Below are 25,586 nucleotides of genomic sequence, written 5' to 3' on the forward strand. Positions count from 1 at the left end.
ACATGCTTACTCGTCTGAGCCGGGCGATTCACCGCCATCGTTGCCCTCAGGCTTGCGGCCGCCGCTCTTTTTGCGGAATTTTTGATATTTCCCGAATTTCTTCTGACCGTAATTTTTGGGGCCGCCAGCGAAGCCCCCCTTGCGGTTATTGAATTTCCCCTTTCGGTTTCGCTGACTGCCGTCTTCACTGCCGAAAACAGTATGCAGCCCCGTACGATCAGCCGATTCAGGCATCATCTGCGCAAATGAAAGCGTTGTGGGACGATCTTCTGCGCCGTAGGTTGAAGTCGTCTGCCATGGCATGGCCTGCGTCTTCCGCTCACTTTTCATCCGATAGTGGATGGAATTGCCGAAGTTGTCGTCATCGATATCCTCACGCGGCACACGAGACGCTTGAGTTTTGCGCGGCATCCGCGGGCCTTCGTTATCGGCTCGATTAAAGCGATCCGTCTCTCCAGCACCCGCATCTCCAGCTTCGCGGAATTTCTGCGTCTTTTTCTTGAAAGGCTTCTTGAACTTCTTATTCGGCCAAGACTTCTTGCGCTTTTCCTGACGCGGAGCATCAGCTTGAAAGCCGCCGACCCCTTCTGCAGCATCCCCAGAACGCTGAGTAAAGAACTCTTCGGCCTCACCGTCGATCTTCTCGGGCGGAATGTTGGTCGACGCATCACTCTCACTGCGCTCACCCATTGCCGGAATCTGCCCCTCACGCGACTCAGCTTCGCGAGCTTCACGAGCCTCACGTGCTTCGCGACGCTTCATCATTGCTGAACGCAGGCCGCGGCCCTTGCGGAATTCCTTCCGAGGCTTTTGCTGCTTTTGTTCATTCGGGCGATCATCACCCTGCAGAACGGCTGATGACAGAGCAACCTCCTCTTTGGGCATCCCCTCAGGATTTACAGGCTCCGTTATGCCATCGGCAACCGGAGGCGTTGTCATTGGGAGCAGCAGCAAATCACGGTTTTCTTCTGCAGGCAAAACGGGCGGTTGTTCACCTCCCATCTGCTTTCTTTTCTTGAAAGTTTTTTGCAGTCCCTGCTTTTTAGATTTCTTAAATTTGCTGCCTTCTTTAGTACGTGCCAGACCGTTTTGCGTGTTTTTCTTTGAGTAAGCACCCGCCTTCTTTTTCTTCCCTGGCTGAGCGACGGAGAGAATGCCTTCAATCTCATTCAAGGGTTGATCGGCACGTTGTTTTTGACGGCGAATGGTGCCGCGCTTGCCGACCATCTGATGGGTCATGCGGCCGCCGGATTTCATTTCACGCCGCATGCGGGCCTGCGCAGCACGAAGCTCTACTGTATTGGAGGAAAGCGGCTCAGTAATGGTTACTGCCGGGCCTTCAACAGCATGCGGTACATAACCCGCACGGATTGTGAGAGTACGGCGATGCGGAGCTTCACTATCGTCATCGAAATGCGCCTCGTAGCCGCCGTCATCTTCCTCATCATCGAAAGATTCGTCCTCATCCGTCTCATCGCCGAGATCTTCGGCTTCGTCCGTACCGTCTTCTGCTCCGTAGGCCTCTTCAATCCATGAAAAATCCTCATCTGTGTTATCAGCCTTCGAAACAGGCTCGACTTCTTCATGATCTTCCTGCGCGAAGAGGTCATCCTCTTCGCCCACCTCTTGCGCCGTTTCTTTTTCAAAAGCATCTTCCGCTTTCTCGGCTGCAGAAAGCATTTCCGGCACGTCGGCCGGCAGATCTCCCGTCACAACAATAGAGGATGCTGGCAGCGCTTGAGGCGCCAAAGCCGTCTCTACGGGCGTTTCTTCAATGACCGGCTCTGCCGTTTTCTGAGCCTCTGTCTGTGTTTCAACAGGCGTCGACTTTCTCGTTTTCCGGCGGACTGGCTTCTTTTGAGGTTTCTTTTCAATGAGTTCTTCCGTATCAGCGCGGCTAGACTCTGCCGATACAGAAACCGGCACTGCTTGCGGCAGCTCCTGAGTGACGGCCGCCGAGGGCGTGCCGCATTGAATCGCTTCAGGATAGCCCGGGATCTCCGTTGTCGGCAGTCGATCCCTCAATGCAGTCCAGCAGGCGCGTTCGCGAAGCTGTTGGTTTTCACCGTTGTCAAGGTACTGCACATCTTCGTCCGCGAGCTTGGCACCGGTTTCATTGAGAAGTCCCCAGTTTTCGCTGCCTACGTCGTTGCGCAGCTGCACAAAATCTGCAATCTGCGAAGCGAGAAAAATGGTCGACACGCGACCAAAACGCGGTCGTTCCGGAGAGGGTGGAAATGCGGCTTTGGCTGCACATTCTTCATATCTAGCAGCACTGGTCGGCAGATCACCGAAGATTACATGATCAAAAAAACCGTCCGGGAAAAGCTTGGCCAGAACCTCAGTGGCCGCGATGACTTTAGGGTTCCCATTCGTCCAATACTGTTCGGCATCCGCGGGCGTATAAATTTCAAAAACGCCGGGCGCCATCCATTTTTCTTCTAGAAAAACCTCCGCAAACTCCGCCGCTCGCTTTCGGCCGGCAATGACGAGACTGCGTTCACCGTCAGGCACCGCCTTGATCAGCTTCATGACTTCTGCCAGACGTCCGCGTCGTTTCACCAGACGGAACGCTTCAAGAATATCCGGTTCGCGCCATCGTCCGAGAAGCCGCACAACATTGGTGGATGGGAAGAGCGCACGTACGAGACGCTCGGTATCCGAGCTGCGGCTTCCCATGGTGAAAATGATGCCGCAGCGTGCGGTCTTGCTCATTTCCGTTGCGGCATCTACCAACCGGCGCCATAACGCAGGCTTCGCTGCAAATTCATCCACCCGATAAACGGCCGCCGTTTTCAGCGCTGAGAGCTTCAGGCCGCTGCGTTCGAATTCAGCTTCCAAATAGTCCAACGGGCCGGCTGCAAAATCGATGCCAGTTTCAATTTCTCGCATGCGCGGAACATTTCGCCCAATGCTGACACCCGCCGCCTTAAGCCCCGAACCATGCGTGAGCCGCTCAAAAAGTGCTGCAGCAACAATCGCATCTTCCGGATGATTCGTTATGAGAAGTCCTTCGGGCAAGCGGCCTGTCTCCAACGAACGACGAGAAGCAAGCGCTTTCGCAGCAAAACCAATGACCAGCGCAGTGAGTTTGCCCGCACCGTCATGCCCGGAAACGAGCGTTCGCTCACCGGCAAGGAAGCGCCGAATAATTTCGCATTGATCGACCGTAAGATCAGCAAGGCCGGCGGCCTCAAGATTCTTTTGCAGTTGTTCGGGGAGATTGTCTAAAGTCATAGACGTATTTTGAGCATAGGAAACTGTCCACACCGAGCGTTGCCTTCTTGGCAACTGGACTTCAGGAGGCGCGGCTCAACGCGCTGAACCTCTTGCGAACAGAAAGGAGGCTCCGAAGTGCTCTGAACGGGCAGCTTGCAAAAACGCTGGCGGAGACCGCTCGCGGCTTCACATATAGTGTTTGAGTCTTTTTGATGGCGCCGCGGCGCAAGAGCGCGAGCAGATCATCCGTTCTCGTCACATGCAGCCTTAAGGAGCGAGCGACCTGATTTCAATGTCTAAACAGATGACCGCAGACTCGGAAATCGTCGCGGCTGACGGACTCAGAAGCCCGCCTCAATTTGGAATGTCCAACAGCCGAGCGAACTCGATGCGGATGGAGTGCGGCTGTTCTTTGCGGCTTCAATACCGCGTTCCTCATTTTAATGGCGGCGGCCGCGTGCGCAAGAGCTTGCAAGAGCTTATATGCGCTTCGTCTTCAGCCGTTATGATTTCATCCGTATGAAATGCCAGCTGAAGACCATTCGAAGACAGTTCGGCAATCCTCTCCAACCCTAATTTGGCAAGGAATACCATCATGGCACTCGAAAAACTCATTATTGAAGATATTGTCGAAGGCACTGGCCCCGGCGTTGCAGCCGGTGACCGCATCTCCGTGCACTATACGGGTAAATTCGAGGACGGCACCGTTTTCGATTCCAGCGTGGAACGCGGTGAACCCATCGATTTCACCTGCGGCGTCGGCATGGTTATCCCGGGCTGGGATCAGGGCCTCATCGGCCTCAAGAAGGGCGGCAAACGCCGCCTTTCGATCCCCTATGCTCTGGCCTACGGCGAGGCCGGCTATCCAGGCGCCATTCCGCCCAAGGCTGATCTCTACTTTGATGTGGAGCTTGTCGGCATCAAGTGATCTGAGTGCTCACGCTGATCCTAAGGCCGCCGAAACTTCGACGGCCTTTGTTTGGGTTGGATATTGCTTTGAAGGCTGAAGCGGTTTTCAGAGTCCCAGAATCGGCGCCTTGGCCCCGAATCGAGCCAGCAATTCCCCTGATTCGCACACGGGCAGACCCATGATTGCGGAATAACTGCCTGAAATGCGGCAAATGAAAAGTCCTGCTGCGCCTTGAATGCCGTAGCCGCCTGCTTTGTCATACGGTTCAGCCGTAGCCGCATAGGCCGCAATTTCAGCATCAGAAAGCTCACGCATTTCAACGGTTGACGTCACCACCACCGAATCCCATTCGGCGCGGCTAACCCCCACCGCCACTGCGGTACGCACTTCGTGCGTGCGTCCCGACATGCTTCGCAAAAAAGCTTCCGCCTCCGCACGATCGCGAGGCTTTCCGAGAACCCGGCCGTCAAGGCTCACTACTGTATCAGCCGCCAAAACCGGACGGTCCTCTCTGGCATCGGGCAGTTCATTGCGTGCGCAAAGCCCATCCATAAGCTTCACAACGGCAGTGCGCAGTACATAGTCCTCAGGCGTTTCGCCCGGCTTTTCCTCTTCATCGCCGGCAAACCAACCACGAGGCGCCTTTGGGTCAGCGAGCACAACGGGTTCCCAGCCGAGATTGGAGAGAATTTCGCGGCGGCGCGGACTTTTGCTGGCCAAATAGATAAGCGTATCCATCTCTCTTCCTCAGGCGCGGTGGTAAGGGTGCCCGGCTTCAATTGACCAGACGCGGTAGAGCTGCTCGGCAAGAAGCACGCGTGCTAGTGCATGGGGCAGCGTCATTGCCGAGAGACGAACTGTCGCTCGCGCAGCAGCCTTCACCTCGGGTGCAAGGCCATCCGGTCCGCCGATGACGAAAACCACACGATCGCCTTCGCCGCCCCACGCATGCATTTGCCGAGCAAGATCGACCGTTGTCAGATCTTTGCCGTGCTCATCGAGCACCACTACAAAATCACCTGGTTCGATCGCAGCAAGAAGGCGCTCAGCCTCAAGCTGCATCAGCTTCGCTGGCGTTTGTCCGGCGCGATGCTCCGTGCGAATTTCCTTCAGATCCACACTCCAGCTGCGAGGAAAACGAGCAAGGTACCCCCGCACGGCTTCCTGCGCCCAATCGGCAATGTGCTGACCAACGGCAAGAATGCGCACTCGCATTATTCGGCGCTCTGCTCGGACTTATGCGCACGATGCGGCATCAGATGCGGAGCGCATTCCGTCTGAGCCTTGAGGAAAAGCTCCTTGCCGCCCCAGATTTCTTCAAGGTTGTAATAGTCGCGAACATTGGGCTGCAGCACGTGACAAACAACCTGACCGCAGTCAACCAGCACCCATTCGCCCGTGTCGTCACCCTCCATGCCAATCACGCTGCCGCCGGCTTCCTTGACAGCATGCGAAACTGCATACGCGAGGGCCCGAGTCTGACGGCCGGAAGTGCCCGAGGCGATCACGACACATTCAAACTGATCTGTAAGTTCTTCCGTATTGAAGACCTTGATATCGCGCGCTTTGACGTCTTCAAGAGCGTTGATGATGGTTTGAGTAAGCGTTTCGAGTTCCATTGATTTCTCTTTTAAACTGAATTCCTTCTGCCTCCAAAGGCAGTCGGTTAAATAAATTTTTTTTAATCGTGCGCACCGTAAAGTCCGCGGCCGCGCATATAGGCAGCCACTTCAAGCGGCAGCCATCCGTCCACGCATTTCATGGCGACCGCAAAAGGCAACCTCCGTATCAGGCGCCGCACTTCGGTAGCACTAGCCTCGTGTGGGGCCATTTCGAACTGCGCAATGCGTCCAAAAGTCGTGGTTGTCAGCAATTCAGGCGCCGTCCACCGATCTGCGCTCCAGGCTTCGACCTCTGCAGACGCTGAAAGCGGTGCGCCGGCGCGCCGGCAAATGCCGAGCGAAGCATAGTCAAGAAGATTGCGCCAGTGTTTCCAGGTATGAAGGTTTGTCCATTGATCACCCCCCAGAATAAGAACCAGCGGAATCGCAAAGCCCAACCGTCGACGCAATGCCATCAGCGTATCAATCGTATAGGTGGGACCAAGCCTCATGAGTTCAATTGTCTCAATCCCAATGCCTGCATCTCGGTCTGTTCCGACAGCGAGCTGGAGCATTTCCAAGCGCTCCTGTGCCGGCGTGCCTAAATCCTTCTGCCATGGCGCTCCCGCCGGCAGCAAATCCACCCGCACCAGACCCAGTGCCCTGCGCGCTGCGCGTGCAAGTTCCAGATGACCGCAGTGCACCGGATCAAATGTGCCGCCAAGCAGACCGATACCGCGAGGAATCATGATGGATTCTTCACAAGCGAAGCAAAACCGCGAACGGCCCGACCATTCTGAAATTCCACACCAAGCCAATCGAGTTCCAGCTCCTGCAGTCCGCGGGCATTTTTGAGAAAGCGCTGGCTAAACCAGAACTGCCAGCCGAACCCATCGTTATAAGACGGAATGCCGACAGCCTCTGCCGATTGTTTAGGCGTCATGTCAAGACCGACGCGACCGAGACGTACGGGGAGGTCAGTACCAACAAGTTTTCCGCAGTGAGCTGGAATTCGCTCGGACGTTACGCGTTCAATCTGAGCTTCTGTAACGGTTTTCAGATCCGACGAAATGAGCCAGAGCAATATGGGTTTGCCGCTCTCCGTTCCCTCAAAGCACGCATAGTCGCGCTCAAAAAGACCGGTTCCTTCCCGCAGACGGGCTGCACCCCAACGAAGCGCAGCCGTTTCGAGTTCGGCTTCGCCCAGCTGCAGCCGCTCGCGCCCTATCTGCACATAGGCTGCCGGCGGCTCAGCCAAAGTCGCCGGCGCATTCAGTGCCGTCGACGGATAACCAAAAGGAGCAGTATGCGCACCATTATCCCCAAGTGAACCGGCAGAAGCGCCGGACACGGGCAGAACTAAAGTGAGCGCAGCAAGCGCAAAGAAGCGGAACGTTCCTGATTTTGTCATAAGGTCCAGAAATAGCATTCCGGCAAAGACCGGGACTGAGAACGACATTAGCATTCTCAGTCCCTCTCTGCGGGGAGATTTGCACACAAAGGCTCATCATCCCGAAACAGTTTGTTGGCTGGCAATCAGCGGTTGATCGCTCGCCAGCCAATGTCTCGGCGCATCTGCATACCGTCGAACTTAACACCGTCGGCAAGCTTGTAGGCCATCATTTGCGCCTGCGCCAAAGGTGAGCCCAGTCCCACGGCACAAAGCACGCGGCCGCCGGATACGACCACACGTCCCTGCTCATCGGTCTTCGTACCCGCATGAAAAATACGCGAATCAGCAGTATTTTCAGGCAATGTGATCACGGCCCCTTTTTCCGGAGAAGTCGGGTAGCCCTTCGCGGCCAGCACGACACCCAATGCACTGCGCGGATCCCAGTCGATCTCAGCCGTATCGAGCTTGCCGTCGATGGCCGCCTCAACCGTTTCGGCGAAGTTGCTGCGAATACGCATCATGATAGGCTGCGTCTCCGGGTCACCCATGCGGCAGTTGAATTCAAGCGTGCGAACGTCATTGGTCCCATCAGCACGGCGCTTGATCATCAGGCCGGCATAGAGGAAACCCGTGTAACGGATGCCGTCGCGAGCCATGCCTTCCACCGTCGGGCGAATGATTTCACGCATCACCTGATCATGAATTTCTGGCGTCACTACCGGCGCGGGGGAATACGCACCCATGCCGCCCGTGTTGGGACCCTGATCGTGATCGAGCAGACGCTTATGATCCTGGCTCGTGGCGAGCGGGAGAATATGTTCACCGTCGACCATTACGATGAAGGAAGCCTCTTCACCTTCAAGGAAATCCTCAATGACCACGCGAGCACCGGCAGCACCAAACTGATGCCCTTCAAGCATGGAATCAATGGCTGAGACAGCTTCTTCAACGGTCATGGCCACGACCACCCCTTTGCCCGCAGCCAGCCCGTCTGCCTTAACGACAATCGGCGCGCCCTTCTTTTCCACATAGGCTCGAGCCGCAGCCGGATCCGTGAAAGTTTCGTAGTCAGCAGTCGGGATGTGGTGACGCTTCATGAAAGCCTTGGCAAAATCCTTCGAACTTTCGAGCTGAGCAGCCGCTTTGGTCGGCCCGAAGATCTTGAGGCCAGCAGCGCGAAAGTCGTCCACTACGCCAGCGGCAAGCGGCGCCTCAGGACCAACAACCGTAAAGGCCACACCTTCACGACGCACAAACTCGATCAGTTCGGCGTTGCTCTTAAGCGCAATGTTTTCAAGTGCGGGTTCCAGAGCCGTGCCAGCATTGCCCGGCGCAACAAAGACCTTTTCAACGCCGGCACTCTGGGAGAGGCGCCAGGCCAGGGCGTGTTCGCGGCCGCCGCTGCCGATAACAAGAAGCTTCATGAAAAAAATTCTCTCTTAGGAAGGAGGATAAAAAGGAATACTGTGGGGTACTTGATGCGCGATCGGCCGAGCCGCTCATTCAAAGCGCTCGGCCGATCAGATTCTGACGCGACGCGGACTGCCGCTGGCGCAGTTTTATTCTTCGTCTGGAAGATCAAGCTCTGCCGAGCAGTAAACCTGCTGAACGTCGTCGAGCTCGTCGAGGGCGTCAATCAGGCGCTGCATGCGGGCGGCCTCTTCACCGGCAAGATGCGTTTCATTGGTCGGCTTCCAGGTGATTTCTGCCATTTCAGGCTTGAGACCAGCCGCTTCAAAAGCTTTCGAAACCGCGTCGAACGCTTCAGGAGCGCAGGTCACCTCAATGGAGCCGTCTTCGTCAGAAATCACGTCTTCGGCACCCGCATCAAGCGCGACTTCCATCACCTGGTCTTCTGTCGCTACACCGGGAGCAAAGAAGAAATCACCAACATGGTTGAACATAAAGGCTACGGAACCTTCCGTGCCGAGATTGCCGCCATTCTTGGAAAGAATATGACGCACATCGGCCACCGTACGCACGCGATTGTCTGTCGTGCAATCGATAATGAGCGCTGCGCCGCCGACGCCGTAGCCTTCGTAGCGAACGTCTTCGTAGGAGACTCCTTCGAGCTGACCCGTGCCCTTGAGAATAGCGTTCTGAATCGTGTCCTTCGGGACATTGCCGCCGCGCGCCTTGATAAGCGCGAGACGCAGACGGGAATTCGTGTCAGGATCGCCCCCGCCCATTCGAGCGGCTACGATGATTTCACGGACGAGCTTCGTCCAGAGATTGGAGCGCTTGGCGTCCTGGCGACCCTTGCGGTGCTGAATATTGGCCCACTTGGAATGACCCGACATCTTCTTATCAACCTTAAAGGAGTAGTTGTGCGCGGTCACCCGACGCCGGCATCAAGCACCGACTCATCCGCGTAGACCGCCCGCTGCATACTGAATGAAGTGCAGCTGATGAAATTTGTCCGCCTGCGAAACCTCCAGTCCATCCGAGAGGTGCGGAGGATGCGCACGGGAGGGCGTATTTTAAAGCATGCGGCAGAAAAATTCTTTGGAAATGAATGAAGCCGTCCAGTTTTCTATGAAAACGGACGGCTTCACAGCACTTGCAAGGCACTCAAATCCTTGCAGCAATCCTCAAGACTTTTTTATTTCTTGAGCAAAATCGACACGGCATTCGCCCAGACAGCGAGTCCTTTGTCGAGTGCCTTTTCGTCAATATCGAAGCGAGCCGTATGGTGACCAGACGGGCGATCAGCGCCGAGCACAAAGAACGCCGCCTTACCACCGTGCGCCTGAACGCGGCGAGCCAGAATTGTGGCGTCTTCAGATCCGCCGAAGTTCATCGGATCCTTGCGGACGTTCATACCTTCGACGGCATTACCAGCCTGCGTAAGGACGTCGACAAGCGCCTGATCGTTCGTCAAGTCGACTGCTTCACCCATTTTTTCGATGGTGTATTCGCAACCCTGACTCAGTGCGCAGCCCTTGATGATCTGAACAGCGCTGTCATACATATACTGATTGATTTCGCCGGTTTCGCCGCGCACTTCCATCTTCATGACGGCGTGGGACGGAATGACGTTGCGGCCTTCACCCGCGTTGAGCTGCCCCACATTGATGCGAGTCATGCCAGAACCGTGACGAGCAATGCCCAGCAGCTGCACAAACGCATTGCAAGCCGCAGCCATCGCGTTGCGTCCAGCGTTGGGTTCTACGCCGGCATGTGCCGGACGACCCGTATACGTCACATCCATCTTCGTCGTGCAAAGGAATCCATAAGGATTCACGGAAATCTCGCCCGACTTGCACATCATGGCAATGTGAGCACCGAGGAAGAAGTCTGCATCATCAACAATGCCTGAGGCTGCCATAGCAGCAGCACCGCGCACACCTTCTTCGGCCGGCTGGAAAAGGAATTTAATGCGGCCCTTCAGCTCGTCCTTATGGTCTGCAACCCAATGCGCCAAAGCCAGCCCCGTCGACATATGAGCATCATGACCACAAGCATGCATCAGACCCGGTCGAGTTGACTCAAAGCCTTCCGACTGCGGAATGTGATCCTGCTCCGTCGATTCCGTCACCGGCACACAGTCGATGTCAAAGCGCACCGCAAGCGTGGGACCAGGGCGTCCCGTATCCAGAATGCCGCAGCAGCCCGTATAGCCCTCAGTTGCTTTCAGAAAATCTTCGCTCACACCGTTTTTGCGTGCATAGGCGATGCCGGCATCAACAACCTTCTGGCTGCGTCCAAGACAATTTTCAGGATTAATTACTTTGGTGCCGAGCAGCACCTGATAGCCGTACTCCTTGAGCTTTTCCACGATGAAGTTCGTCGTTGTGAATTCGCTCCAACCTTCTTCGGGCATCGTATGCAGATGACGACGAATTGAAATCAGTTGGTCATGGTACTTGGCAACACAAACGGACATTTTCTTCTCTTCTCCTTTTGGGGTGGGTCTTTAAGAGCGGGAGACTCAGCCGCGAGCCGAATCTTTCCTCTCCTGCCTGCGATTATGGTCATCCTAACCATTTCGTGACAGTAGGTGAAATATCCTACCTACTCACTTAATTCGGGCAGTTTCCGAAATATCAACTATTTTTTCTCGATTTATCAATACGAATAGCTGAAATGTAAAGGATATTTCAAATTTACCCACGATCAAGAATCTAGTATGTTCTGGCTACTCCTCTACCTTTTATGGGTATTTCGTTGGTAGTATTTTTTTGATTTTTCAAAGGAGAGAAGTATCTCAGGGCGGTGCAGCAACACCTGCATCCCCAAGGATGCGGCTTCCTATTTATTCCCAGATCCTCGACCTGTTTGCGCAGGATACAGCCTTTGAAGGTTTTCATGACTGAGCAGTATTCACTTGACCTCGACGAAGCCCAGTTCGCCAAAATGCTTTTCGACCATGTTCGGGAAATGAGCAAAGATGTGGCAGGCGTAACCCGCCAAGGCTACGGCCCGCTTGAAACCCAAGTGCTTGAATACCTGAAAGGCATCGGGGGAAAGCTTGACCTTGATATCCAAACCGACCTCGCCGGCAACGTCTGGATGACCCTGCCGGGAACAGATCGAACCCTTCCCGCCTTCGTGTCCGGAAGTCATGCCGACAGCGTACCGCAGGGCGGTAATTACGACGGTCTTGCCGGCATTGTCGCAGCGCTCTGCGCCGCCCATTGGATGCGCCGCCATCATTACACGCCTAAGCGCGACTTCACCGTCCTGATGATGAGGTGCGAAGAGAGCTCTTTCTTCGGCAAAGCCTACGTAGGTTCGCTTGGCATGATGGGAAAACTCACCGCCGCAGATCTTGCACTTAAACACCGTTCTACAGGCGAGACGCTCGGTGAATGCATCCGCTCCTGCGGCGTCGATCCTGAGCGGTTAACGACAGGCGAACCTGTCATTGACCCAAAGCGTATTGCAGCTTTTGTCGAACTTCATATCGAACAGGGACCCACGCTCACCAGTCAGACCTTGACACGTACAGGCATCGTCACCGGCATTCGCGGCAATATTCGCCATAAAAACGTTAAAGTGCTCGGCGAAACGGCGCACTCTGGAGCCGTCAATAAAGAATATCGTCACGACGCGGTTATGGCTGCCGCCCGTCTCATCTCCCGTATGGAGGACCGCTGGCAAGCTCGACTGGATGCGGGGGACGACCTCGTCTTCACCGTAGGCGTTATCAAAACCGCACCTACAGCCGCCATTTCAGTTATTCCCGGCGAAGTGTCCTTCACGGTTGACATGCGGAGTCTTTCGATGGATACCGTTAAGGCCTTCCATGAAGACCTGCTTGCAACTGCCCGCAGCCTTGCTGCAGAGCGCGGGGTTCGTTTTGAGTTCGATACACCCCTATATACGCAGCCTGCGCATGTGGACGCCTCTCTTGCCAACCGTCTTGAAGCAAGCGCCAAACGAGCCAGCATTCCTGTAATGCGCCTGGCGTCAGGAGCAGGACATGATTCTGCAGTTCTTGGCAACTGCGGCATTCCTGTCGCGATGATATTCGTCGCGAATCAGAAAGGCTCACACAACCCTCACGAAGCCATGGAGCTCGAAGACTTTATAAAGGGCGCAGAACTGCTGCGCCATGCCGTTGAAGACTTCGATCTTTAAATACTTTCTCCGGCGGGATCACTCGGCAGTCTCTCTGCGGTTCCGGCGTATTAGATAAATAGAATGGAAAATAGACAAATCCGAGTTCTGGTGGTGGATGAATATCCGCTCTTTCGAAAGGGAATCACAGATGTCCTTGCCAGTCACCCGGACTTTCAGGTGATAGGGGCAACGGCTGATGACAAGACGGCTCTCTCCTTGTTGAGCCTTAAGCCGGATCTTCTTGTGCTCGACTTGGATGCCCAAGGCTTTTCGCCGACGGACCTCTTGAGCGAAGTTAAGTACCGTCTGCCGTCCTGCCGCACTCTGATGCTTCTCAATAAAGCGGAAAGCTCGCAAGTTCTGATGCAGGCAATTCGTCTCGACGCCAACGGTTTCATTCTGCGAACCGTTTCCACCGACGAATTCATCGATCAGCTCAAACTTGTGCACTCTGGAGGCATGGCCGCATCAGACAAGATCACTGCGGCGCTGGCGGATCATCTGCGCACGAGAGTACAGAAGAAACCAGCAAAAGACCCTTCCATTACGCAGCTCCTTACCAATCGTGAGTACGAAGTGCTCTGCTGCGTTGCCTCTGGCCTGGCCAACCGTGAAATTGCACAGGTTCTCAAAATCACGGACGGCACAGTCAAAGTCCACGTGAAACACCTGCTGAAGAAACTCAAATTCCGCTCACGTGTTGAAGCGGCAGTTTGGGCTTCTGAACATGACTTCCGCCTCTCTCCAGATCAGTTGACTCAATACGGCTTTGACCGTCCGTCATCCAATCCTGAATTTGATGACGAGTAATTCCGGGCAAGTTTTTTTGAGTTACAAGGCCGTCGATCTCTAAACGAGATGGACGGCTTTTTTTGCACTCTTGGAGCGCAGACGCATCAAAAACAAAACGGGAACGTATCCCGAAGGAGCGTTCCCGCTTTGTTTTGCTCGTCTGAGCCGGTCGAGTCAGAGCATGTTCATCGACCGACGCGAACTACATCTAATGTCCTCACGAATAGTCGTTTTTTAGATGTAGCCGTAGAGCTTGCCGAACACCCAGCCCATGGCCGTGGCGGTCAGAACACCAATAAGACCCGGGACGATGAACGAGTGGTTGATCACGAAGCGGCCGATGTGGGTCGTGCCGGAGCGGTCAAACTGAAGAGCCGCCAAGTCGGACGGATACGTCGGCAGAATGTAGTAGCCGTAGCAAGCGGACGAGAAGGCAACCACGAGTCCCGGAGGCGTACCGATCTGCAGAGCAACCGGAACGATTGTGGCAATAGCAGCTGCTTGCGAATTCACGAGCTTCGACACAAGGAGAAGTACCAAAGCATACGTCCACGGAGCAGCCTTCACCCACTCAATCAGAATCACCTTCAGATCAGCCAAGTGGGCCATGAACATCGTATCGGCCATCCAAGCCACGCCGTATACAGCCACGATTGCAACGCAACCAGCATGGAACACCGTGGTCTTACTGATGAGCGCAGCGCGAACGCCGCAGAACATCACCATCAAGGCACCAGCGGTCAGCATGCACATCTGAATAAGCTGCGTCATGCCGAGGGGCTTCTTGCCGACAACCGGACGCAGGCTCGGTTCAGAACCAAGGAGCGCAACGAAAGCAATCGTGGCGAGGAAGATCCAGAGGGAGGCCCAAGCCGTCTTCGGGAAGACCTTACCGATCAGCGTCGTGGTTTCACCGTAGACGTACTTCTTCTGTTCCGGATCGGAAATCAGCTTCTGGAAATCCGGATCCTTGTCGAGATCCTTGCCGCGGAAGGACGAATACGTGCATTCAGCGAACAGACCGACGATAGCGGCCGGAATCACGATGGAGAAGAGCTGGACAAAGCCGAAAGGATGTCCGCCGACCTGATAACCGTCCAACAGGGCAATCATCGACACGGCAGCAACTGCAGCCGGCGAGCAGATCACACCCATCTGAGCAGCAATGGTCGAAGCGGCCATCGGACGTTCAGGACGAATGTTGTTCTTGATCGCTACGTCGTAAATAATCGGCAGCATCGTGTAGACGACGTGGCCGGTACCGCAGAGCACCGTCAGGAACCAGCAGATGTACGGGGCCACATAAACCACCGCACGGGGGTGACGACGCAGAACGCGTTCTGCGATCTGAAGCAGGCAGTCAAGACCGCCCGCAGCCTGAAGCGCTGCAGAACCGCAGACCACAGCCAAAATCGTCAGAATAACGTCAACAGGCGGCTTGCCAGGCTTCACACCGAAACCGAAGACCAGCACGAGCAGACCGATACCACCGATCAGGCCGAGAGCCATACCGCCCTTGCGAGCGCCGTAGAACAGGGCAATCAGAACGACTACCAACTGTATCCAAAAATCATATCCGAGCATGTCTTTTCTCTCTTTGGAGTGAGGACGATCGAATTATCGGCGCCTCTGCTCAAAAAGGGGTACGAATTCATTCGACCTTTGACTAAGTACAAAGATTTACAAAGACCGAGGTTTCGATTTACATTTCTGCATACAGCTTCTAAGCAAAACACCTTATGTGCGCATATTTTCTATGATTTTTATAGAAATGAGCAAGAAATACCCTGTCTATTCATTGAATAATTTAGGGGTGGGGGATATCGCTGAGATTTTTGCACAATCGAGGATGCTTACGAAGGGAGTACCTCTATCGAATTAGTCGTTTTCACCTTCTCCAACATCCAATTTCCTCACAAAACGCTCAGCCTCCTTCTCTAAGATGAACGGGTGTTCTCATCTTTTCGCTTCTTTGCGTGTCTGAGGTGGTGCTCTGCTGCAGCCTTCGTTATCCTCGTGCGCAAAGTTGTCTGAACCATCCTTTCCTGACCCAATCATGAACCGCACCCTCGTCTGCTGCGCCGCCATGAGCATGTTCTGCTCGCTGATGCTTGCCGGCTGCAAGACCCAAAGCTCCGCTCCCGCCCCACGCGAACCGCTCCCGGTAGATATTGTCGCCGTCAAGGCTGCCGATGAAGCGCATTGGCTTGAAACCATCGGTCAGGCTGAAGCCGCTGCCGCCGTCTCGGTAACGACCCAGGCAACCGGACGCATCATCGCGCAGCGCTACACAGAAGGCGACTTTGTGGAAGCCGGCGCCGTGCTTTTTGAAATCGATCCGGCCAACCTTAAGACGCAATTAGCGTCCGCAGAAGCATCCCGTCGAGCGCTTGAAGTCGAATTTGCGCAAGCTGACCGTGAGTTTCAACGTGCGGAAAAACTCTGGAAAGCCCAAGCAGCAAGTCAGAAGGACTACGACGATGCAAAGAGCCTGAAAAACAAAACCGCTAACGAACTTGCACAGGCCAGGGCTGCCGAAAATGAAGCCCGCATCAATTTGGATTGGACCGCCGTACGTGCCCCGGCATCAGGATATGTTTCTAAAGCACTCTTCAATCCCGGCTCAGTTGTCGTAAAAGACAGCACCGTACTCGCCACCATCACTCAGAAAAATGATGTACGAGTCCTTTTTGCCCCGTCAGACCGAGATCTTGCCGGAGCCGATATCTCAACAGCAACCCGCGTACGGGTCTTCCGCGCCTCCGGTGAGGAACTCCCTGCATCACTAGATTACGTAGCACAGACTTTTGACGCTAAAAACGGCACGCGCACGATGCGCGCCAAAATTCCAGCTGACTCCGGTGTGCTGCCGGGTGAATTCTTGCGTATCCGCTTTATGACCGCAGTCGATCGCGGAGCCTGGCGCGTACCGCAGCGCTGTGTCAAGCAGCTCCCCGACGGCACCTATTCCGTTTTCGTGATGCAGGACGGCAAAGCCATTCAAAAAGCAGTTGAAGTCGGCTTGTGGGAAGGCACCGATTGGATCGTGACCAAGGGGCTTGCCGACGGCGATCTAGTCATCACCAACCAGTTAATTAAACTGCAAAACGGTACCGCAGTGAAGGCTGCCGCGAAGAGCTCTGAAAAGACGGCGGGTTGAGGCTATGCTGAGTCAATTCTGTATTCGCCGTCCGATTTTTGCGACGGTTCTCTCGCTCTTCATTGTTCTTTCCGGGCTCATCGCGCTGAGGGTGCTGCCGCTTTCACAGTACCCCAACATCACTCCGCCCTCAGTACGCGTCTCGGCTACCTATGACGGCGCCGATGCCGAAACAATTGCCCGCACGGTAGCTCAGCCTATTGAAGATCAGCTCTCAGGGATTGAGGGGCTGCTTTACTTCACCACCAGTATCCGCTCAAGCGGCGACATGGCCATTCAATGCGTCTTTGACGTCGGCACCAATCCGAATGACGCCATGCTTGAGATCAACAACCGCGTACGTACGGCCGAGCGTCGGCTTCCCGCAAAAGTTCGCGACCAGGGCGTCTCTGTAAGAAAGCGAAGCGAAGATGAGCTCCTCATGATGGCGCTCTATTCGCCTGATAAATCCATGACGGCGTCGGACATGGCCGACTACGCCAATCTCAATATTGTCGATGAATTAAAACGCCTTCCTGGCATCGGTGACGTTTCCGTGTTCGGCAACGTTCAGTCGGCCATGCGCATTTGGCTTGATCCGGATCGGATGAGCAAGCTTGGCGTCACGGTCAAAGACGTCGACAACGCCGTGACTGCGCAGAACGCCCAGCATGCCGTCGGTCGCGTCGGCACCTCTCCCACGCTGCCCGAACAACAGCTCTTCTACAAAATTACCACTCCAGGACAGCTCCTCACACCGGATCAGTTTGCCGGCATCGTTGTCAAAAGCGACGGCCCCAATGGACTGGTTCGTCTGCGCGATATCGCTACTACGGAAGTTGGCAAACGCAGTTATGAATTCCGTGTTGATATGAATGGGCAGCCAGGCGTCAATATCGGCGTCTACCTTCAGACGGGTGCAAACGCCATGGCGGCTGCTTCAGTAGTTAAAGCCCGCATCACCGAACTCGCCCAGCAATTCCCGAAGGGACACCTCGACTACACCATCACGAACGACACGACAGTCTTCGTCGGCGCATCGCTCAATGAGGTGTACCGCACGCTCATGGAAGCGGGCATTCTCGTTCTGCTCGTGGTTTTCGTCTTCCTGCAGAGTTGGCGCGCCACGTTGATCCCAATGCTGGCTGTTCCGGTGAGCCTGATTGGTACGATGGCCGGACTCTGGCTCTGCGGCTTTTCGCTCAATACGCTCACGCTCTTTGCCATGACGCTTGCTATCGGCATTGTGGTTGACGATGCCATTGTGGTTCTTGAGAACGTTGAGCGTTTAATGCGCACCGAAAAGCTCTCACCCTACGATGCGTCCATTAAGGCCATGAAGGAAGTATCCGGCGCGCTCGTCGCAATCGTCCTGGTGCTCTCTGCCGTCTTCATTCCTGTGGCATTTCTCGGCGGCATTGCGGGCGAACTGTATCGACAGTTCTCCGTGACCGTTGCCATCGCCGTGGTGATCTCCGGATTTGTTGCACTGACGCTCACGCCTGCGCTCTGCGCCATTCTTTTAAAACCTACCGGCGATAAGCCTGTCTCTAAGCCTTTCCGACTCTTCAATCAGGGACTTGCTGCCTTCACGATGGCTTTTCTGCAGGTCGTGCGCGCAGCACTGAAGCACAGAATTGCATCTGCATTGATCCTCATAGCCGTTTGCATAGGCGGGTGGCAGCTTCTGCAGATTACACCGACATCTTTCATTCCTAAGGAAGACCAGGGCGTCGTGCGTATGGCGGTGCAACTCCCTGAAGGTTCTGCTTTCCCGCGCACGGAAGAAGTTGCAGAAGGATTTCTAAAGAAGATTCAATCGCTCGACGGCGTACAAAACGTCGTTACCATGATGGGTTTTGACACGCTCGGCAGTGACATCAAGGCCAATGCAGCGACATTCATTCTTCAGCTCAAGCACTGGAATGAACGTCAGCAGACTGCCGACGACTACCAGCAGCAGCTTACGAAATGGCTGCGCGAAAGTCCTGATGCCCGCGGCATTGCCGTGCTGCCGGCTCCGATTCCCGGGCTTGGCAGCTCTAACGGCTTCTCGGGTTACCTGACCTCCCACGGCTCGGACAATCCGCTGGTGCTGCAAGGAATTGCTGAGGGCTTCATCGCCGAACTTTCCAAGCGCCCGGAACTTACCGGTCTGCGCACATCGCTTACTGCCGACAGCCCGCAGCTGCTGCTTACGGTCGACAGAGACCGTGCCTACGCGCTGGGCGTGGACGTTGATGATGTCTATGAAACCATCTCCGCCATGATGGGAAGCTCTTACATCAATGACTTCACCCGCAACGGCAAAACCTACCGCGTTGTCATGCAGGCTGAAGCGAAATATCGCTCGCTGCCGTCCGATATCGGCCGCGCGAGCGTACGCGCCTCATCAGGAGAAATGGTTCCAATATCAACCCTCGTCACCTGGGAGCGCGTTTCAGGACCAGACTCTCTCACCCGCATGAACGGATATCTTGGTTCTCAGATCATGGGAGCCGCTATCCAAGGCGTTTCCTCAGGCGAAGCGATCCGAATCGTAGAAGAAACTGCCCGCGACTACCTGCCGCCAGGCTATCAGGTTGAATGGATCGGTCAGGCCTACCACGAAAAGCGTATCGGCGCATCGTCAGCGACAGCCTTTGGTTTCGGTCTGCTCGTGATGTTCCTGATTCTTGCAGCGCTTTATGAACGTTGGTCGCTCCCAATCGCCGTGGTGCTGGCTGTGCCGTATGCATTCCTTGGTGCCATGACGGCCGTCTGGCTGCGCGGAACGGCAAACGACATCTACTTCCAAATCGGTCTGCTCGTTCTGATTGGACTCACTGCGAAGAATGCAATTTTGATCGTAGAGTACGCCGAACAGAAAATGGAGGAAGACGGTAAAGGGCCGTTTGATGCCGCTATTGAAGCTGCCGGGCTGCGGCTGCGGCCCATTTTGATGACTTCGCTCGCCTTCATTTTGGGCGTCACCCCGATGCTTCTAGCCACGGGAGCAGGTTCTGCTGCCCGCCACTCGATGGGTACGGGTGTTTTCGGCGGCATGCTTGCTGCAACCTTTATTTCAACCATCTTCGTGCCGGTCTTCTTCACTTGGTTTGCGAAGAAGCGCAAGGCAAAGCGATGATTCGCTGCTGAGGACAGTTGAAAAAGCCCGAAATCGATTGACGATTCCGGGCTTTTTTATGGGGTCAATTTTGAGTGCGAAGATTATTTCTTAAAGAAGTTCTTCATCTGCTCAAAAATGCCTTCTGTTTTAGGACTGTGCTTCTCTCCGCCTTCCTTCAAAGAAGCATCGAACTGACGCAACAGATCCTTTTGCTTGCTCGAAAGGTTTACTGGCGTTTCCGTCAGCACGTGGATGTAAAGATCGCCGGGGGTGCCGCTACGCAGATTACGGATACCCTTGCCGCGCAGGCGGAAGGTCTTGCCGCTCTGTGTGCCCTCAGGCAGCGTAATGCGGCTTTCGCCGTCAAGCGTAGGCACTGTGACTTCACCGCCCAGCGCCGCAGTAGCGAACGAGATGGGCAATTCCATGTGAAGATCGTCGCCCTCACGTTCAAAGAACTTGCTGGGCTGTACATGCACCTCAACAAAGAGGTCGCCTGCAGGACCGCCGTTCACACCGGGTTCGCCGCGGCCGGACACGCGGATGCGCTGACCGTCGTTAATACCCGCAGGAATATTGATCTGCAAAACCGTGGTCGTACGCTTCCAGCCCGTGCCCTGGCAGTCGGGACATGGATCCGAAATCACCTCGCCGGTACCGTGGCAGTGCGGACAGGTCTGCTGCACCTGGAAGAGTCCGTTGCTCATGCGGACGACGCCGGCACCACGGCAAGTCGGACACGTCTTCTTCGACGTTCCGGGACGGCAGCCTGAACCCTTGCAGGTTTCGCACTTCTCCCACGCCGGCACACGGATATCCATCTTGCGGCCGTGTGCAGCATCCTCAAAGCTCACTTCAACCGTGAAGCTCATATCGTTGCCGCGAGTCGGCTGCGGGCCCTGAGGACCCGCTCCGCGGCCTCGTCCGCCGCCGAAAAGATCGGAGAAGATGTCGCCGAAGGCGCTCTGGAAGTCCGCTCCGCCGTTCATCCCGCCGAAGCCTCCAAAACCGCCCTGACCGCCGCCGAAACCGCCGGCCGCATTCGGATCTACGCCGGCCTTGCCGAAACGGTCGTAGGCTGCGCGCTTTTGCTCATCGGAGAGCACGGCATATGCCTCACCCACCTCTTTGAACTTCGCCTCAGCGGCTTTATCGCCGGGGTTGCGATCAGGGTGGTACTTCATGGCAAGGCGACGATACGCTTTCTTGATCTCGTCCTGAGATGCCCCGCGCTCAACGCCGAGCACCTCATAGTAGTTTTGTTCAGCCATGGTCTTCTGCTGGTTTTCCGTATGAACGAAACGCTCATACGATTCTTATACGTTGAAAAGGAACCGCTGGACAGGATCCCGCCGCTCCTTCGTCAGGCATCTTAATTTGAAAGTGCCTGAAAGCACTACGGGCGGACTTCTCTTTCCGGAGGAATCCGCCCGTGAAGGGTCGAAGCCCTTGAGCTTGGAAGATTACTTCTTCACATCCGTGAAGTCAGCGTCAACGACATCATCGTCCTTGCCGCCCTGCTGCTGACCCTGCTGGGACTGGGCCTGCTGAGCCTGTGAAGCTTCTGCAGCAGCCTTGTTCATCTTTTCGCCGATCTTCTGCGCAGCAGTCATCAGACGTTCAACAGCAGCATCAATGGCAGCTTTGTCTTCGCCCTTGACCTTCTCTTCAACATCCTTGATGGCATCTTCGCAAGCAGCGCGGTCAGCGCTTTCGACCTTCTCTCCGAACTCCTTCAGGGTCTTCTGAACCTGACCCACGGCCGCATCTGCGGTGTTGCGGGCCTGAGCGAGTTCGAAGCGGCGGTGATCCTCTTCCTTATTGGCTTCAGCGTCCGAAACCATGCGCTTGATTTCCTCTTCAGAAAGTCCAGAGCTGGCCTTGATGGTAATCGTGTTTTCCTTGCCGGTAGCCTTGTCCTTGGCAGACACGTGCAGAATGCCGTTGGCGTCAATGTCGAACGTCACTTCAATCTGCGGCAGTCCACGCGGAGACGGCGGAATACCTTCGAGGTTGAACTCGCCCAAGAGTTTGTTCGAGGCAGCCATTTCATGCTCGCCTTGATAAACCTTAATAGTCACCGCCGGCTGGTTGTCTTCAGCAGTCGAGAACACCTGCGAATGCTTCGTCGGAATCGTCGTGTTGCGCTTGATCATCGCGGTCATCACGCCGCCCAGCGTTTCAATGCCGAGGGTAAGCGGCGTCACATCAAGGAGCAGCACATCACGGCGTTCACCCGTAAGCACCGAACCCTGAATAGCAGCGCCGATAGCCACCGCTTCATCCGGGTTGACGTCCTTGCGGGGATCCTTGCCGAAGAATTCCTTCACGACTTCCTGAACACGCGGCATACGAGTCATGCCGCCCACGAGGATAACGTCGGTGATGTCGCTCTTATCCTTCTTGGCGTCACGCAAAGCCTTCGAAACCGGTTCAATCGTACGCTGCACGAGGTCTTCAACAAGGCTTTCGAATTTCGCACGCGTAATGCTGATATTCAAATGCTTCGGACCGGTAGCGTCAGCCGTGATGTACGGCAGATTGATTTCCGTTTCCTGACGGCTCGAGAGCTCAATCTTGGCCTTTTCAGCAGCATCCTTCAGACGCTGCAGAGCCAAAACATCCTTCGAGAGATCCACGCCCGTATCACGGCGGAATTCAGTAATCAGATAGTCAACGACGCGCTGATCGAAGTCTTCGCCGCCGAGGAACGTATCACCGTTCGTGGAAAGCACCTCAAACTGCTTGTCACCGTCAACGTTGGCAATGTCAATGATCGAAATATCGAACGTGCCGCCGCCCAAGTCGTACACGGCGATCGTGCGGTCAGACGTGCCGCCCTTGTCCATACCAAAGGCCAATGCTGCGGCGGTCGGCTCATTGATGATGCGCTTCACATCCAGACCAGCAATACGTCCGGCATCCTTCGTCGCCTGACGCTGACTGTCATTAAAGTAGGCCGGCACCGTAATAACGGCCTCCGTCACGGGCTCGCCAAGATAATCCTCAGCGGTCTTCTTCATCTTGCGAAGCACTTCAGCGGAAACCTGCTGCGGCGCAAGCTTCTTGCCGCCCACTTCAACCCACGCGTCACCGTTATCGGCGCGAACGATGCTGAACGGAGCAAGCTGAAGATCCTTCTGAACTTCGGCATCATCAAAGCGACGACCGATCAAACGCTTCACGGCGAAGAGCGTGTTCTTCGGATTTGTGACGGCCTGGCGTTTGGCGGGAGCACCCACCAGAATTTCACCATTGTCAAGATAGGCGACAATCGACGGCGTCGTACGGGCGCCTTCGCTGTTTTCCATCACCTTGACGTGATCGCCTTCCATGACGGCGACAGCGGAATTCGTCGTGCCAAGGTCAATACCGATGATCTTTGCCATGTTTCGTAGTTCCTTAATGTTGCTTCCGCCTTCCGGCGCTCCTCAAAGCTGATCGCTTGCAAGCGCTGAAAGCACGGGTTTTATGAAATCTGTTCTGGGAGATCCTGAAGCTCCTCTGCGAAACTCTCTGATCTCCGTTCCTCTTTAATCCCTATATGGGGACACCCCATTTTTTTTCAAGGGCACGTCTGTAAAAAAACTTGTTTGCTGTTGAGCGGCAAAAAAATCCCGGAAGATCCTTCGATCCGCCGGGACTTGTCTGATATCTGAAAGAGCAGTGTCTCAGCCCTGAGCAACACTCACCATTGCCGGACGCAGTACTCGGCCGGCAATGTTCCAGCCGCGCTGAAACACCTGCACCACCATGCCGGGCTTAACGCCTTCAGGCGCAGGCACCATCGTGATAGCCATATGGAAGTGCGGATCAAACGCCTCACCCTTCGGATCAATCGGCTTCATATCGGACACGTCAAGTGCGTGCATGAGCTGACGATAGGTCGCTTCCATTCCTTCACGGGCGGCGCTGTCCTTGTCGGCAGCCGTGGCTTCAAGAGCCTTCTCAAGACTGTCCACTACCGGAAGCAGGTTCTCCGCGAACTTTTCAATCGCGAATTTACGCGTCTTCACGAGCTCTTCGGACGAACGACGACGGGCGTTCTCAAGATCTGCCATCGCACGCACATAAAGATCGTAGTGCTCAATCACCTTCTGCTCAGCCGCCTTGAGCTGCGCTTTGAGCTCCTGAGGCGTAGGCTCCGCCGTTTCCTTCTTGGCAGCTTCAGCAGGCTTGTCGCTGCACCCGCAGCCGCCTTCAGCGGCGGCAGGCTTGGCTCCGCAGCCGCACTGATGCTCATGATCGTGGTGATCGCCGCATTTTCCGCCGCAGCATTCGCTCTTCTGATTCTGTTCGTTCTGATCGGTCATTTTCTAATCCTGTTCGCTGCCGCCCTTCAGGCGGCAATCAACACTGCTGATGGCCTTTATATGGGGACGAGTTCTATGAATTTCAAGCCGCAGCGTTAAATCCACCCGCCGAGCTCTCGACGAATGATCGTTTCATAGGCTGCCACAGCTTTGTCGCTGTCATTGAGCGCCGGAATGTAGTGGAACGCTCCGTCAGGATTCTCAAGCTGATAGGCGCACCGCAGTTCATCTCCGATTTCTTCAAGCGTTTCCAAACAATCTGCAGCAAATCCAGGACAAATAACATCTACCCGACTGCAGGTTTTTCCCAAACGCTGAACGGTAGGCAGGGTGTAAGGCGTCAGCCACTCTTCACGACCAAAGCGGCTTTGAAAGGCAACCATCCATGAACCCTCGCGAAGCTCAAGACGCTCGGCCAATGCTGCCGCCGTTTCTTTGCACTGCCTCTCGTATACGTCGCCTAATTCCGAACTTTTCTTAGGAATGCCGTGAAAACTCATGACCAGCATGCCGCCCACTTCATCATGCCGCCCAAACTGCTCCCATGACGCCTTCACCTGCGCAGCAAGTGCATCAATATAAGCGGGTTCCAGATGATAGTCGCGCACCGTGCGAAGCGACGGCTGGCTGCGCATTTTCAGCATGGTCGAGAGGACTTCGTCAACACAAGCCGCCGATGTCTGCGCGGCGTACTGAGCAAACATCGGCATCACAAGAACCTTTTCGCAAGATGCAGCAAGTGACTTAAAGACCTTCTTCACATTGGGGTTGCCGTAGCGCATTGCCCATTCGACCTTCACATCTGCGCCCAACGCCGCCTGCAGTTTTTCAGCAGTTTTTCGTGTGTGGACAATCAAGGGCGAGCCGTCCTTTGTCCAAACACCCTTATATCGCTGCGCCGACTTGGCCGGACGTACCGTCAGAATGATGCCGTGCAAAATGGGCCACCACTTCCATTTAGGCAGTTCAATCACACGTTCATCAGAAAGAAACTCTGCTAGGTAGCGGCGAACAGAGGCGGCATCGGGGGTGTCTGGCGACCCAGTATTAATAAGCAGAACTCCGGCTTTGTACTGAGGAGAGAGAGGGTCAGGGAAATTCATGGTGAGAGATATCTCTATTAAGTAGCGGCCATATTTTCGTCGCCACTGCTTAAGCACATCTTGCCGAGCAGTCTTTCGGATACAAAAAACCTCCCGCCAGAAATTCGGTCGGGAGGTCAAACCCAAACTCCCGGAGACTAGCTCCGGGAGGTCCTGATCTGACGCAAAGTCGGCCTATTTATTCTTCCTAATCCATTGTTTTTATTTAATAAAAACTTGACAAGCCTTTGCTTTATCTTTATCATAGTCTATAGTTATTTAATATAGACAACATCATGCCATCTTCGCCAAAACCTTGGTCTTTCTCTACGTACACGGATGCCGATGGGCGTACCTATGTCTACGGCTATCGCAATCGCTGGGATCCGGAAAAGAAACAGTCACGCATTGAGAAACGATGCCATGTCGGGCGTTTGGATCCGCAAACTGGGCAGGTCCATCT

19 protein-coding genes are annotated in these 25,586 nt (G+C 55.0%); 5 read left to right on the plus strand and 14 right to left on the minus strand.

Translation table 11 applies throughout. The features are described from left to right. Positions 1 to 6: 6 nt before the first annotated feature. Positions 7 to 3,237 (minus strand): hypothetical protein, encoded by a 3,231-nt coding sequence (locus DES29_RS08795; RefSeq protein WP_016475125.1) that lies wholly within the window; start codon positions 3,235 to 3,237, stop codon positions 7 to 9. Positions 3,238 to 3,814: 577 nt separating this feature from the next. Here DES29_RS08795 and DES29_RS08800 point away from each other — a divergent pair. Then, positions 3,815 to 4,147 (plus strand): FKBP-type peptidyl-prolyl cis-trans isomerase, encoded by a 333-nt coding sequence (locus DES29_RS08800; RefSeq protein WP_005432092.1) that lies wholly within the window; start codon positions 3,815 to 3,817, stop codon positions 4,145 to 4,147. 87 nt (positions 4,148 to 4,234) lie between these two features. Here DES29_RS08800 and DES29_RS08805 read toward each other — a convergent pair whose 3' ends face one another. The 8 genes from DES29_RS08805 to DES29_RS08840 all read right to left on the minus strand — a co-directional run bounded on the left by DES29_RS08805 (position 4,235) and on the right by DES29_RS08840 (position 11,009). Then, a complete protein-coding gene (locus tag DES29_RS08805) occupies positions 4,235 to 4,867 on the minus strand; it encodes a Maf family protein (RefSeq protein WP_021994686.1) in 633 nt (210 codons plus the stop codon). Positions 4,868 to 4,876: 9 nt separating this feature from the next. Continuing rightward, positions 4,877 to 5,344, minus strand: a complete 468-nt coding sequence (gene rlmH / locus DES29_RS08810; protein ID WP_005432090.1) for a 23S rRNA (pseudouridine(1915)-N(3))-methyltransferase RlmH — start codon at positions 5,342 to 5,344, stop codon at positions 4,877 to 4,879. Beyond that, positions 5,344 to 5,748, minus strand: coding sequence for a ribosome silencing factor (gene rsfS / locus DES29_RS08815; RefSeq protein ID WP_005432089.1), 405 nt, complete (start codon positions 5,746 to 5,748; stop codon positions 5,344 to 5,346). The genes rlmH and rsfS overlap by 1 nt, the downstream gene beginning before the upstream one ends. A gap of 62 nt (positions 5,749 to 5,810) precedes the next feature. Continuing rightward, on the minus strand, positions 5,811 to 6,479 hold the full coding sequence (gene nadD, locus DES29_RS08820; RefSeq protein WP_113854770.1) for a nicotinate (nicotinamide) nucleotide adenylyltransferase: 669 nt from the start codon (positions 6,477 to 6,479) through the stop codon (positions 5,811 to 5,813). Next, complete coding sequence (locus DES29_RS08825) at positions 6,476 to 7,189, minus strand: hypothetical protein (protein ID WP_113854771.1); 714 nt, start codon at positions 7,187 to 7,189, stop codon at positions 6,476 to 6,478. Before DES29_RS08825 ends, nadD begins: the two co-directional genes overlap by 4 nt. A 77-nt stretch (positions 7,190 to 7,266) precedes the next feature. Further along, positions 7,267 to 8,547: a phosphoribosylamine--glycine ligase gene (gene purD, locus DES29_RS08830; RefSeq protein WP_005432086.1), complete on the minus strand. Its 1,281-nt coding sequence runs from the start codon at positions 8,545 to 8,547 to the stop codon at positions 7,267 to 7,269. Positions 8,548 to 8,682: 135 nt separating this feature from the next. Next, entirely contained in the window at positions 8,683 to 9,423 is a 741-nt protein-coding gene (locus tag DES29_RS08835; RefSeq protein ID WP_005432085.1) for a YebC/PmpR family DNA-binding transcriptional regulator, read from the minus strand. 302 nt (positions 9,424 to 9,725) lie between these two features. Then, positions 9,726 to 11,009, minus strand: coding sequence for an amidohydrolase (locus DES29_RS08840; protein ID WP_016475131.1), 1,284 nt, complete (start codon positions 11,007 to 11,009; stop codon positions 9,726 to 9,728). Between the two features lie 422 nt (positions 11,010 to 11,431). Between DES29_RS08840 and DES29_RS08845 the strand changes: the two genes are divergently transcribed. Together DES29_RS08845 and DES29_RS08850 are read left to right on the plus strand one after the other, a co-directional pair. Next, a complete protein-coding gene (locus DES29_RS08845) occupies positions 11,432 to 12,706 on the plus strand; it encodes a Zn-dependent hydrolase (RefSeq protein ID WP_016475132.1) in 1,275 nt (424 codons plus the stop codon). 63 nt (positions 12,707 to 12,769) lie between these two features. Then, positions 12,770 to 13,498, plus strand: coding sequence for a LuxR C-terminal-related transcriptional regulator (locus tag DES29_RS08850; protein WP_021994691.1), 729 nt, complete (start codon positions 12,770 to 12,772; stop codon positions 13,496 to 13,498). A gap of 216 nt (positions 13,499 to 13,714) precedes the next feature. Here DES29_RS08850 and DES29_RS08855 read toward each other — a convergent pair whose 3' ends face one another. Continuing rightward, on the minus strand, positions 13,715 to 15,064 hold the full coding sequence (locus DES29_RS08855) for an anaerobic C4-dicarboxylate transporter (RefSeq protein ID WP_005429595.1): 1,350 nt from the start codon (positions 15,062 to 15,064) through the stop codon (positions 13,715 to 13,717). Positions 15,065 to 15,536: 472 nt separating this feature from the next. Between DES29_RS08855 and DES29_RS08860 the strand changes: the two genes are divergently transcribed. Further along, positions 15,537 to 16,640, plus strand: a complete 1,104-nt coding sequence (locus tag DES29_RS08860; protein WP_021994692.1) for an efflux RND transporter periplasmic adaptor subunit — start codon at positions 15,537 to 15,539, stop codon at positions 16,638 to 16,640. 4 nt (positions 16,641 to 16,644) lie between these two features. Continuing rightward, a complete protein-coding gene (locus DES29_RS08865) occupies positions 16,645 to 19,746 on the plus strand; it encodes an efflux RND transporter permease subunit (protein ID WP_016475138.1) in 3,102 nt (1,033 codons plus the stop codon). A gap of 83 nt (positions 19,747 to 19,829) precedes the next feature. Here DES29_RS08865 and dnaJ read toward each other — a convergent pair whose 3' ends face one another. The 4 genes from dnaJ to hemH all read right to left on the minus strand — a co-directional run bounded on the left by dnaJ (position 19,830) and on the right by hemH (position 25,144). After that, the gene (gene dnaJ / locus DES29_RS08870; RefSeq protein WP_005429589.1) at positions 19,830 to 20,999 is read right to left on the minus strand and encodes a molecular chaperone DnaJ; all 1,170 of its coding nucleotides are present in this window, start codon (positions 20,997 to 20,999) and stop codon (positions 19,830 to 19,832) included. Between the two features lie 192 nt (positions 21,000 to 21,191). Next, on the minus strand, positions 21,192 to 23,117 hold the full coding sequence (gene dnaK / locus DES29_RS08875) for a molecular chaperone DnaK (RefSeq protein WP_005429587.1): 1,926 nt from the start codon (positions 23,115 to 23,117) through the stop codon (positions 21,192 to 21,194). 282 nt (positions 23,118 to 23,399) lie between these two features. Further along, complete coding sequence (gene grpE, locus DES29_RS08880) at positions 23,400 to 24,041, minus strand: nucleotide exchange factor GrpE (protein ID WP_005429585.1); 642 nt, start codon at positions 24,039 to 24,041, stop codon at positions 23,400 to 23,402. Positions 24,042 to 24,136: 95 nt separating this feature from the next. Next, positions 24,137 to 25,144 (minus strand): ferrochelatase, encoded by a 1,008-nt coding sequence (hemH, locus tag DES29_RS08885; protein WP_016475139.1) that lies wholly within the window; start codon positions 25,142 to 25,144, stop codon positions 24,137 to 24,139. Between the last annotated feature and the right edge of the window lie 442 nt (positions 25,145 to 25,586).

This window comes from Sutterella wadsworthensis, assembly GCF_003315195.1.
Lineage (GTDB): Bacteria > Pseudomonadota > Gammaproteobacteria > Burkholderiales > Burkholderiaceae_F > Sutterella > Sutterella wadsworthensis.